11 protein-coding genes and 1 pseudogene are annotated in these 11,039 nt (G+C 60.0%); 6 read left to right on the forward strand and 6 right to left on the reverse strand.

Annotation, left to right across the window (positions count from 1 at the left end; translation table 11 throughout):
* Positions 1–186 precede the first annotated feature (186 nt).
* Positions 187–1,416: an MFS transporter gene (locus tag SBP01_RS13410; protein ID WP_320536092.1), complete on the forward strand. Its 1,230-nt coding sequence runs from the start codon at positions 187–189 to the stop codon at positions 1,414–1,416.
* Positions 1,417–1,690: 274 nt separating this feature from the next.
* Here SBP01_RS13410 and SBP01_RS13415 read toward each other — a convergent pair whose 3' ends face one another.
* From SBP01_RS13415 to SBP01_RS13425, 3 genes are read right to left on the reverse strand one after another with little or no spacing between them, the layout of a single operon-like run.
* Positions 1,691–2,332, reverse strand: a complete 642-nt coding sequence (locus SBP01_RS13415; protein WP_320536093.1) for a TetR/AcrR family transcriptional regulator — start codon at positions 2,330–2,332, stop codon at positions 1,691–1,693.
* Between the two features lie 43 nt (positions 2,333–2,375).
* On the reverse strand, positions 2,376–3,035 hold the full coding sequence (locus SBP01_RS13420) for a 3-oxoacid CoA-transferase subunit B (protein ID WP_320536094.1): 660 nt from the start codon (positions 3,033–3,035) through the stop codon (positions 2,376–2,378).
* Entirely contained in the window at positions 3,036–3,728 is a 693-nt protein-coding gene (locus SBP01_RS13425; RefSeq protein WP_320536095.1) for a 3-oxoacid CoA-transferase subunit A, read from the reverse strand.
* Between the two features lie 328 nt (positions 3,729–4,056).
* Here SBP01_RS13425 and SBP01_RS13430 point away from each other — a divergent pair, with 328 nt between their 5' ends.
* Genes SBP01_RS13430 through SBP01_RS13450 form a run of 5 tightly spaced genes read left to right on the forward strand, consistent with a single transcriptional unit; the run spans position 4,057 to position 9,215 of the window.
* On the forward strand, positions 4,057–4,581 hold the full coding sequence (locus SBP01_RS13430; protein ID WP_320536096.1) for an acetyl-CoA carboxylase biotin carboxyl carrier protein: 525 nt from the start codon (positions 4,057–4,059) through the stop codon (positions 4,579–4,581).
* A gap of 4 nt (positions 4,582–4,585) precedes the next feature.
* Complete coding sequence (locus SBP01_RS13435; RefSeq protein ID WP_320536097.1) at positions 4,586–5,935, forward strand: acetyl/propionyl/methylcrotonyl-CoA carboxylase subunit alpha; 1,350 nt, start codon at positions 4,586–4,588, stop codon at positions 5,933–5,935.
* A 55-nt stretch (positions 5,936–5,990) separates the two neighbouring features.
* Positions 5,991–7,463, forward strand: coding sequence for a hypothetical protein (locus tag SBP01_RS13440; protein ID WP_320536098.1), 1,473 nt, complete (start codon positions 5,991–5,993; stop codon positions 7,461–7,463).
* 1 nt (position 7,464) lies between these two features.
* Complete coding sequence (locus SBP01_RS13445) at positions 7,465–8,289, forward strand: enoyl-CoA hydratase-related protein (RefSeq protein WP_320536099.1); 825 nt, start codon at positions 7,465–7,467, stop codon at positions 8,287–8,289.
* The gene (locus SBP01_RS13450) at positions 8,289–9,215 is read left to right on the forward strand and encodes a cyclase family protein (protein ID WP_320536100.1); all 927 of its coding nucleotides are present in this window, start codon (positions 8,289–8,291) and stop codon (positions 9,213–9,215) included. Before SBP01_RS13445 ends, SBP01_RS13450 begins: the two co-directional genes overlap by 1 nt.
* A gap of 405 nt (positions 9,216–9,620) precedes the next feature.
* Here SBP01_RS13450 and SBP01_RS13455 read toward each other — a convergent pair whose 3' ends face one another.
* The 3 genes and pseudogenes from SBP01_RS13455 to SBP01_RS19810 form a co-directional block, all read right to left on the reverse strand.
* Positions 9,621–10,055 (reverse strand): enoyl-CoA hydratase-related protein, encoded by a 435-nt coding sequence (locus tag SBP01_RS13455; protein ID WP_320536101.1) that lies wholly within the window; start codon positions 10,053–10,055, stop codon positions 9,621–9,623.
* 41 nt (positions 10,056–10,096) lie between these two features.
* Positions 10,097–10,534, reverse strand: a complete 438-nt coding sequence (locus tag SBP01_RS19805; RefSeq protein WP_414004230.1) for an acyl-CoA thioesterase — start codon at positions 10,532–10,534, stop codon at positions 10,097–10,099.
* Positions 10,535–10,712: 178 nt separating this feature from the next.
* Positions 10,713–10,981, reverse strand: a pseudogene (locus tag SBP01_RS19810) (acyl-CoA thioesterase); the annotation flags it as partial.
* Positions 10,982–11,039 lie beyond the last annotated feature (58 nt).

Below are 11,039 nucleotides of genomic sequence, written 5' to 3' on the forward strand. Positions count from 1 at the left end.
AACAGTGTGGTGACCCAGGCATGTCCGTCAAGTCTTCAGCCACGATTCAAACCAGTCAAGCGTTTGGTAGGTATTCAGGCGGGTGAATCGACCATCGCGGCCGCAGGACCTTGTGAATCTACCATACGTTTGATAGGTTCGTTTGATGTCCAGCATACCTATTGCCGAGTTCTGCGGGGGCGCCCAGTGGTCCACGCGCTGACCGCGAAGCTGGTTCCGCGTGGGCTTTCTCCCGGTGTCTCGTTTGTCGTCTACGTCTTGGGGAGCGTCGCCGCATTTGCCGCGGCAGCGGCCCCCACGCCTCTTTATGACCGGATGCAGCAGGACTGGGAGTTCCCTTCCGGGCTGCTGACGGCTGCCTTTTCCATCTATGCAGTGACCCTGTTGCTCGCATTACTGTGTGCCGGCAGTCTCGCGAACCATGTAGGGGTCAGACCGGTTCTCGTTCTCGGATTCACCGGAACCGCCATATCCATGCTCGTTCTGTGTTTTGCGGATTCAATTGGAGCGGTCATAGCTGCCCGCGGCGTTCAGGGAGCCGCCACCGGAGCCGTCATCAGTGCCTTGGGAGCTGGCATAGTCCGCTTTGCGCCTTCTTCCAGATCTTCGGTGGGGCCTACCATAGCGGCCCTGGCACCACAGTTGGGGTCAGCACTTGGGGCTATCGGCGCCGCCGTGGCCCTGACCTTGCCGACGGCTCCAGCCCCGGTCGTTTTCGGGTCCTATACCTTCCTGCTCTTCGGGGTAGCGGTCGTGTGCGTATGGCTGCCAGAGGCTCAAGCAAGAGCCGCAGGGGCATGGAGATCGATGCTCCCGTCCGTTGCGGTTCCGCTGTGTGCCCGCGCGGAATTTGTCCGGGCCGCTCCATTGGTGATCTCCGGCTGGATGCTGGGCGCACTTTACTTAAGTCTGGTACCCGTCATCGTTCGTGCGACTTTGGGCGGGCAGGTTGCCATGATGGGTGGACTGGCCACAGGTCTGTTCTGTCTTGTTGCCGCCGGGGCGGGGGCATTCTGTGGGCGTATGCGTCCGCGCACCTCAGCTGTGTGGGGTGCCTTATTGATGGCTAGCGGCGCTTTGGCCTTGGCGGCATCGGTGCTCTTCAGCGATTTTCCGCTCTTCGCAGCAGCGACGCTTCTGACTGCATCAGGGTTCGGTGCAGGGAATGCAGCGGCCTTCAGGCTGGTCGTTTCGCGCGTACCGGAACGACAACGTGTGCAAGTCTTCTCAGCCTTGTACGTCGTGAGCTATCTGGCCTTCGGGCTTCCCGTTGCTCTGACCGGTGGCTTGGCCGACGCTCTGGGTCTGGCTACAGCAACCATCATTTATGCATTCGCTATCGGCATGCTTGCTCTGGGTGGCGGCATAGCCCAACTGCGTATGGTGCCAGGTCGCCGGCTTTCGAAGAGCGGCTGAAGAAAACCCCGGTGACTATCGAACACATGCGTTCTTGCCGACGGGTCTGCTTCGGGTATGTGGGCATAGCCAGCTTTGTTCGGACACAAGGGATGAGTTGTTACGAATTCCGCCGGCCGCCAGGGGACAGTTTCCTGCCGCCATCCCACAAGGGTTCGGCGCAAGAATAATGGGCGACCGGGGACAAGGTCCCCGCCACAAGAGGAGACGGCGGGATGGGCAAGAACCCTCGTAGCTGCCAGCAGCAGACGCTGCGACGGCACGGCGCTTACATCTAGGTACTGCGGGGAGGGAGGATCGAACTCTTGATCATCTCAGTAAACGCCTGGACGGCATCCTCGGCCGGGATCTGGCTCCCTGATCTCGGCGGCCAGGTGCGAACATTGTTCAGGGCGCCCAGTACGAAACGCGTGACGAGCCTGACATCGATGTCTTCGCGGACGTCACCCTCGGTGCGGGCTTTTTCCAGGAGCTCCTGAATGTAGTGAAGGTAGTTCCTGCTGTCTTGGCGCGCTTTCTCACGGCGGGCTCCGGTGAGGTGTCGGCTCTCGGTGAAGAAAATGTTGGCGCGTTCGACGTTGGCCAAGTGCCAGGCAGCTGACTGCTTCAGGTACTCCAGCAGCTCCTCGAGTGCGCTCGACTCCGATGCCTTGACCCGCGCGACGATCTCAGCATTCTGCTGGTGTGACTCCTCGAGGATCCGGAACAGCAGCTCTTCCTTGGAGCTGAAGTAGTGGTACAAGCTTCCCTTCAGGACCCCGACACGATCGGCAACCTCCTGAATGGTGGTTGCTGCGTAGCCGCGCTCTGACATCACCTCAACGGCGGCCGCCATGACGTTTGCGTCACGGTTGCGGCGCATCCCGTCCGACGCCGGACTGCTCGTGGCAGTTTTAGCCGTGGCAGTTTTGGCCATGGTCTTTGTCCCTTCGCTGTGCGTACCCAGATTCTACCGGTTGTTAGGTTGACATGATACTTGCGGCGGTTGCATCCAGAAGTGGAATGCCGACCAGTGCTTCCAAGTCCCGGATGGACATATCGACATAAAGATCCAGGACTCGAACCCCGTCCTCGCCGAGTTCAAAGAGGGCATGATCGGTATATACGCGCTCGACGCACTCTGCACCGGTCAGCGGGTAGTCGCAGGCCGTGACCAGCTTGCTCTCACCGGATTTCGTCAGAAGGTCCATCACAACGTAAACATGCTTGGCTCCCATGGCCAGATCCATGGCGCCGCCTACTCCTGGGATTGCAGTGGGTGAGTTGGTCCGCCAGTTGGCGAGATCTCCCCGCACAGAAACTTGAAAAGCCCCCAGAACGCAGTAGTCGAGGTGCCCCCCTCGCATCATGGCGAATGAGTCGGCGTGGTGGAAGTAGGACGACCCGGGGACCTCGGTCACGTAGATCTTCCCGGCATTGATCAGGTCTTCATCCACCTCATTGCCAGCTGCTGCCGGACCCATACCGAGCAAACCGTTTTCGGTATGAAGGATGATTTCGCGGTCATCGGGAAGGAAGTCGGCTACGAGGGTGGGTACCCCGATGCCCAGATTCACGTAGGAGCCGTCCGGTATATCCAAAGCTACCCGTGCCGCGATCTGCTGGCGTGAAAGTGTCATTTATGCAATTCCCTTACTGAGTTGGCCGCTTGCCGGCACCTGAAACAGACGATCCACATATATTCCCGGAGTTACAACGATCTCGGGGTCGATGCCTCCAAGCGGAACTATCTCATTGACCTCGACGATGGAAGTTTTTGCTGCTGCCACCATGAGGGGGCCAAAGTTCCGGGCAGTTTTGCGGTAGATCAAATTCCCCCAGCGGTCAGCCTTGAAAGCCCGTACGAGAGCAAAATCGGCGTGGAGAGCTTCCTCCAGGACATACGATTTGCCGTCGAAGCGCTGGACTGGCTTACCTTCGGCAAGCTCAGTGCCATAGCCTGTTTGGGTGTAAAAGGCTGCGATCCCGGCCCCGGCAGCACGGATTCTTTCGGCAAGGGTTCCCTGGGGGACCAGTTCAAGCTCTATTTGTTTGGCCAGGTACAGCTCGTCAAAGACAGTGGAGCCGATAGCCTTCGGGAAAGAGCAAATGACTTTTGCTACCCGCTTGGCTGCGAACAACTTCGCGATCGCATCGCCGCCGGCTCCGGCGTTGTTGTTGATAATGGTGAGGTCCCGGGCTCCTGTCTCGAGGAGAGCTTCGATGAGTTCCACAGGCTGCCCGGGGGGGCCGAAGCCACCGACCATCACTGTGGCGCCATCGCCAATCCCAGCCACAGCGGCTTCTGCGCTGGTCACTTCTTTGTTTATCACGGGCACTCCTTCGTGGCCACGGCCTGTTTCTGTTCCCCACGCCCAGATCGCTCTTAAGAACCCGTGGCGTGTCAGGCACTTAACTTGTCCTCCACTGTATCAAACAAACATTTGGATGGTAGGGGTTTCGGTGATGGGGATGAAAATGGGCGGGGAATGATTGACCCGCAAGTTGACAGGGGGTAGCCTCGAAACCACCAATCGATTGTTTGATAAAGATTTTCCAGCCCACAGGTCTTGCGAACGGCCTGCGTGACGCCGGTCTGCGCGCCCGCCCACGGAAGCACCTGATCACGCAAAAGACTACAGAGAAGTAGGAGACATTTGAATGACAATCTCGCCAGGTGACATAAACAGCATCGTCAAGGCTCTGCAGGAGTCGGATTGGGACGAGGCCACGGTTGTCGTGGGGGACGTCAAGATTGCCGTTGCCCGCAACGGCATGCACGCGACGCAGCCTCCGGCTCCGGTCGATTCTGTGGTTGCCGCCGGCGAGCCGCCGGCGTTGTCATCCCCCGTTCCCGCTGTTCCGGCGCCCGCCGCCCCGGCGGCACCTGCTGCCCCAGCCGCAATACCGGCGTCCCAGGCTCCGTCGTCAGCTGAAACAGACGTGCTGGTAACGTCCCCTACGGTTGGAGTGTTCTGGAGTGCTCCTGAGCCAGGCGCTCCTCCCTTTGTCGAAATCGGCAGCACCGTGGCTGAGAATGACGTAGTCTGCATCGTCGAGATCATGAAGCTCATGTCTCACGTAGCTGCGGGAACGTCCGGAGTCATCACGGCAGTTCACGCAAAGGCCGGAGACGCTGTCCAGTTCGGCAGCCCCCTGTTTAGCATCCGTCCGGACGCGGGCTAGACCGATGCGCAGAATCCTCGTTGCCAATCGCGGTGAAATTGCGGTCCGGATCATCCGCGCCTGTTTTGACGAAGGAATGGAGAGCGTCCTGGCGGTTTCCGATGCTGACAGGAATTCGCTCGCAGCCCGACTGGCTGATCAGGTGGTGGTCATAGGACCTGGCGCCGCATCCGAGAGTTACCTTTCGGTGCCCCGTATCATCCAGGCCGCGCTGAACAGTGATTGCGACGCCATTCACCCCGGCTATGGCTTCCTGTCCGAACGCGCAACCCTCGTCGACGCCTGCGAAGAGAATGGAATTACCTTTATCGGTCCGCCGGCATCGGTGATGCGGGAATCCGGCGACAAACTGCTGGCCCGGGCCGCCGCTGAATCTGTTGGGATCCCCACCGGAAAAGGCACGCCCGGCTTGACGGACCTGGCCGAGGCCATTCGGGCTGCCGATGCCCTTGATGCCTATCCCCTTTTGCTGAAGGCATCCGCCGGTGGCGGTGGTCGCGGCATGACCATTGTGCGCGGCCCTCAAGATCTGCGCGAAGGGTTCATCCGCTCGAGCACCGAAGCGGAGAAGGCCTTCGGTGACGGCACCGTCTACCTCGAGCCCTACATTGAGAAGGCGCGGCACATCGAGGTGCAGCTGCTCGCTGATGCCCATGGCAACGTGTGCCACCTCGGAGAGCGCGATTGTTCCGCGCAGCGCCGCTACCAAAAGATTATCGAGGAAGCTCCCAGCGCCGGCCTGCCCGACGCTCTCGTAGAGCGCATCAGGAGCGCGGCGGTTTCCCTAGCTAAGGCTTTGGATTATCGCGGCGCTGCCACATGTGAGTTTCTCGTTGACGTCCAGCGCGATACCTTCGTCTTCCTTGAGGTGAACGCGCGCGTCCAGGTCGAACACCCTGTGAGCGAGGCCGTGACTGGTATCGACATTATTCGCGAGCAGATCCGCATCGCCCGGGGGGAGCCGTTGTCGTTTATGCAGGACGATGTCCAAATCCAGGGTCACGCCATCGAGTGCCGGATTAACGCTGAGGACCCCCGAAATGGATTCCTTCCATCACCGGGACTCGTTACTGAGTGGACAGTCCCTTCCGGGACCGGGGTGCGGGTAGATACGTACATGCAGGACGGAGCAACTGTCTCCCCGTTTTATGACTCACTGATCGCCAAGATCATCGTCCACGGCCGGACCCGCGAGGAAGCCATCGACAAAATGGCCAACGTCCTCCGCAAGTCGCGGGCGGTGGGGATCTCAACGACCCTCGCCCTCCAGCTCGAAATTATGAACGACACCCGGTTCCGAACCGAACCGATTACCACCAAATGGCTCGAAGAGTCATTCCTGGCCAGCAACTAGTTCCTCCTCCCCCGCAGAGCCTCTCCGCCCGGGACCGCACCCTGATTGGACCAATATGCACATCGATTTCGTCGACCAGACCCTGCGGGACGGTCAACAGAGCCTATGGGGTCTGCGCATGCGGGCCTTCGAGGCCGCAGGTGCCCTCCCCCATCTGGCCTCCACCGGCTTCAAAACCATTGACCTGACCGGGCCTGGGATGTTCACCGTCCTGACCCGGGACTATTTTGACGACCCATGGGATACCACTGATTTCCTCGTCGCGGGACTTCCGGGGAACACCCTCAGGGCCGGCATGCGCACTTACAGCGTCATGGGGTTCGCCCACGCACCGGAATCCATCATCGATCTCTGGGTCAAGACCCTGATCAAGCACGGGGTTACCAGCTTCTGGCTTTACGATGTGGCCTACGATATGCCCACGATGAAGCGGCTCGTTGACGTGGTGGTCGCTGAAGGCGGGGAAGCTGTTCCTACCGTTATGTACGGGCTGACCAGTGTTCACGGCGATGATTTCTTCGCTGACAAGGCACGTGAAATGGCGTCCTGGAACGGTGTCTCAACCGTCGAGCTGGAAGACGCTCCCGGAATCCTCACCCCGGACCGGGCTAAAACCCTGCTTCCAGCGCTGAAGAAAGCCGTCGGGGACGCGACTCTCGAACTACACTTCCATGCCAGCACGGGCCAGGCCCTGCACAACTACATCATTGGCGTCGAGGCCGGCATCAACGTTCTTCACACCGCTTCGCGGCCCATGGCCAACGGCGTCTCACTGCCCTCCACCGAGGCCATGGTCAACATCATCGAACACATGGGCCACACCCATTCGCTCGACAAGAGCAAGTTTGCGCCGGTCGCAGATCACTTCACCCGCACCGCGGAGGAAGGTGGCCACCTGCTCGGTGTCCCAGCCGAGTACGACCCCCGGGTATATGATCACCAGCTGCCTGGAGGAATGACCGGAACCCTCCTGCGCCAGCTTGGACAGCACGGCATGACAGACCGGTTCCCTGAAGTCCTCGCTGAAATCCCCCGAGTGCGAATCGACTTCGGCGAGCCGATCATGGCGACACCCTTCTCACAGTTCGTCGGAATCCAGGCAGTCCTTAACATCATTACCGGGGACCCCTACAGCATGAGCCCCGACGAAGTCGTTCACTATCTCCTTGGCCACTACGGCCCGATCTATGGCCCGGTTAACCAGGACGTCAAGGACCGCATCCTATCCTCACCTCGTGCCCGCGAAATTGCCGAAAAATGGGAACGCCCCAACCCCAGCCTCAGCGAAATCCGAAGCAATTTCCCTTCCGGCATCTCCGATGAAGAACTTCTCCTTCGGTTCATGAACTCCAAGGATGAGGTTGACAAGACCCTGGCACGGGGACCGGTCCGCAAAGACCCACGCCGTGCAGCAGACGCAATGGTCGCCAACATTGTCGATCTTGTCGCCGAGAAGAGCCGCGCTACGTCCCTTTCACTCGAGACTCCCCCCTTCAGCCTCAACCTCCGCAAGAAGGGCACGATATAGCATGACCTTTCCCACTTACTCCGCGATCGTCCTGGAACTGGAAGGCCACGTCGCGCAAATCACTCTAAACCGGCCAGAGCGGCTCAATGCACTCAACGACAAGCTCCTTGACGAGCTCGACGCCGCCTTCGACTACCTTGCCGGCGTCGAGCACCGGGCAGTAGTGATCAAGGGTGCCGGCAGGGCTTTCTCGGCAGGCTACGATGCAGGCTCCGACTCGAAAGAAATAGGCTACGCCGATGAGCGCAGCGCCGTTGAGGACCGTGATCGGCAGCTCCGCAACATCGAAATTTTCACCAAGATATGGCGCCACCCACTTCCGGTCATCACACAGGTTCACGGGTACTGCATGGCAGGCGGCACGCAACTGTGCATCTTCAGCGATATCACTATCGTGGCCGAAGACGCAGTCATCGCCGCTTCCCCAGCCCTACCGATTGGCGGGGGGTTCATTTCTCCAATCTGGGCCACACTTGTCGGGCCTAAACGCGCAAAACTCATGTCCTTTGACGCTGGCCACCGAATTGACGGCCGGACAGCGGCGCAATGGGGATGGGCAACCGAAGCTGTGCCCTCCGACCAGCTTGACGAGTACGTACGTGACCTGGCAGTCTCAATTAGCCGCACGCCGGCCTCCATCCTAAAATTGAAGAAGGAGGCCGTGAACCGGGTGGCCGAATTGCAGGGGCTTATCGCGATCAGCCGAATGGGAGCCGAAACGGACGCCCTGTTGCATCTGACCCCCGAAATCCAGAAGCTGCAGGCATCGATCAAAGAACGCGGCCTCAAAGGTGCCATCTCGCACTTCAACGAAGTGGGACTGTAATGACCGAAGCAGAGTTCTGCCAATACGACGATCTTCCGCTCCTTGCCCCGCTGGGTATCCGCACCTCATGGGGCAAGCTCGACGGATCACTTGGAACCCTGGATCTGCTTGCTGACACGGCCGTCCGGGAGGCCGCACAATCGGTAGCCAGCGGCCAGGTTTTATCCCTCTCTCTTGAGAGTGACCTCCTTGACCCGCCCTTGTTTGGCAGGCGGCCGACCGTCCATACAGTAAGTGAAACCGGACGAAACATATTTGAGGATGAACTCGATCAGTTCAATCCTCAATCCAGTTCCCAGCTGGATGGACTGCTGCACGTTAGAGCCCGGGAATACGGGTTCTATGGCGGCATCACCGACCATGATGAAGCACGCGATGCGCTCGGCATGCACCATTGGGCGCAACGGGCTATCGTTGGCCGCGGGGTTCTGGTGGACGTCCGTGGGCACTACGGCCAGGAGTGGAACCCCTTCGAGGAGCGGACCCTCGGAGTCGAGGAATTAACGAGCATCCTGGAAGCCCAAAATGTCACCCTCGAGCCGGGAGACATCCTCTGTCTGCGTTTTGGTTGGGTTGCCGAATATCGGGCGCGACAGATCCGCAGAGAAAACCTGACGTCAGCAGGTGACGAATTCGCGGGAATTGCCTCGACGGACGATATGGTCCGCTTCCTGTGGAACTCGCAAATTGCAGCAGTCATGGCTGATAATCCTGCAGTCGAGAGCGCCCCTGGGAATCCCAAAAACGGCTCACTGCACCGCAAGCTGATCCCCGGTCTCGGATACGCCCTCGGGGAACTGCTCGACATGGACAAGTTGGCCGAAGCATGTCATGCACGCGGCCGGTTCGATTTCCTGTTCGTCGCAGCGCCCCTGAACCTTTACGGGGCAGCAAGTTCAACAGCAAATGCGCTGGCCATCCTCTGAATGGCCGAAATGAACTCAATGCGGGCTTCCCCAGGGGGAACGCCCGCATGGAGTCAGTTTGATGGCGAGTACAGGCGTGCGGACGCACGATTCAGGTGTCGGAATATCTGTCGGGTTCCGGTGAAGGTTGCCTGACTACCTCGTACGAACGCGGTGATGCCTCGCTGGCATCCCACGGCGCGAAAAACTTTGGATGCCTCGCGATCGCGGGAACCGCTGCCGCGTATCCCTGCGGCAGAGGTCTCAGCGGCGGCCTGGTGGATACCCTTGGTTGTTTGCACGGCGAGCGGACCGTTTGCCGCGATGAGCCCTGCCATCCGAAGAGCTTCCCCTACGACTGCCTCAGGAACGACCCCGTTGGCCAGACCTCACCGCGCGGCCCGGACGCCTGAAAGATTCGCCCAGTCAGAAGCGGTTCTGAAGCGATCTTGCCCGGGAGCTGTTGCGACACCCGAAAAATACCGCCCCGGCGGCGATGAGACCATGCCTAACCTCTGGCAGAGCGAACCGTGCTGAGGGCACGGTGATGGCAAGGTCACAGGCGAGAACGATCTCAAAGCCGCCGCCCACGGCGTCGCCGTTCACTGCTGCAATCAATGGCTTCCTAAGCTGACGTTCGGCGATGCCGGCGAAACCCCATTCGGGATGCCTCGTTGCTTCAACGGCCGCCCCGTTAGCAACCGCTTTCATATCAAGGCCCGCGCAGAAGGCCCTTCCCGAACCCTTCTTAACTCCCGCTCGCAGCTTGCTCGGCTCTTCCAGGCGGGTCAGCGCACTTCCGAGTTGGTCACTCAGCTCCCCATCGACTGCATTCAGCACCTCGGGACGGTTCAGGGTCATGAGCAGGACGGGACCGAGCGACAATAACCTTAGCGCGGCTCTTAGCCTTCATCGGATGCCACCCCAGCAGGTACGCGTACAAGCCCCTCCTGCGCCACCGAGGCCAGTAGACGTCCGTCCATGCTAAAGAGTCGTCCGCAGGCGAACCCACGCCCTCGGCCAGGCCAAGGGCTCTCCTGCACGTACAGAATCCAGTCATCGAGCTGTCCGTCCGAGTGCCACCACAGGGAGTGATCCAGGCTGGCAATGGCTACGTCAGGCGTCGAGAGCGACAGGTCGTGGTGGTGGACGACTGGTTCCAGAAGGGTGAAGTCGCTGGCTAGAGCCAGTACTGCCCGGTGCACGGCTGCCTGAGTGGCTGAAAGGTCCCTTACGGGCTCCCGGGCACGAAGCCAAACCGCCTGCCCATAGTCTCCCTTTGCGTGTTGCGGCCCATCGGCGGCGACGGGCCGCAACTCTATGTATGTCGCGGTGTGCAAGGTTTTCCACTGCAGGGTCTGTTAGCCCGGCCCTGGCGGCGTAGGTCTCCAGATCCTCAGGTGCCGGATACAAGTCATCGTGCGACATTGAGTGATTCAGGCCTTTGCCGGCCTCATGAAATGACATGATTTCTGTCATCAGGAGGCGGTCACCTTGCCAGGCTCTGATCGCCCGCACCGAGAAGGATCGGCCATCACGGAGCCGCTCGACACGGTACTGGACGGGATCAGCGGGATCACCCGCCGAACAAAGTTGGCATGTAGCGAGTGGGCAACGCGCCGGGGGTCCACGGTAGCCGATGCCGCCATTACCGATTGCCCCAAAAGTTGTCCGCCGAAAATTTTGCCGTATCGTCCAGGCACCACGTTGCCGACAAAGACATCCGGATCGCAAGGCGTCGACTGCACTGTGACCAAGTGATACAAACAACTACTCACTGAGTCCATCCATTCTCGAATTCATCCATCAGCGCGATGCCTGTCGACCGGATCGGCGCTGGCCTCC

The sequence above is a fragment of the Pseudarthrobacter sp. IC2-21 genome, from assembly GCF_034048115.1.
Classification (GTDB): domain Bacteria; phylum Actinomycetota; class Actinomycetes; order Actinomycetales; family Micrococcaceae; genus Arthrobacter; species Arthrobacter naphthalenicus.

Coding starts and splice junctions, on each gene's coding strand:
- SBP01_RS13450 (WP_320536100.1), top strand. CDS start 8,289: ATGACCGAAGCAGAGTTCTGCCAATACGACGATCTTCCGCTCCTTGCC.
- SBP01_RS13455 (WP_320536101.1), bottom strand. CDS start 10,055: ATGACCCTGAACCGTCCCGAGGTGCTGAATGCAGTCGATGGGGAGCTG.
- SBP01_RS13415 (WP_320536093.1), bottom strand. CDS start 2,332: ATGGCCAAAACTGCCACGGCTAAAACTGCCACGAGCAGTCCGGCGTCG.
- SBP01_RS13435 (WP_320536097.1), top strand. CDS start 4,586: ATGCGCAGAATCCTCGTTGCCAATCGCGGTGAAATTGCGGTCCGGATC.
- SBP01_RS13445 (WP_320536099.1), top strand. CDS start 7,465: ATGACCTTTCCCACTTACTCCGCGATCGTCCTGGAACTGGAAGGCCAC.
- SBP01_RS13440 (WP_320536098.1), top strand. CDS start 5,991: ATGCACATCGATTTCGTCGACCAGACCCTGCGGGACGGTCAACAGAGC.
- SBP01_RS13420 (WP_320536094.1), bottom strand. CDS start 3,035: ATGACACTTTCACGCCAGCAGATCGCGGCACGGGTAGCTTTGGATATA.
- SBP01_RS13430 (WP_320536096.1), top strand. CDS start 4,057: ATGACAATCTCGCCAGGTGACATAAACAGCATCGTCAAGGCTCTGCAG.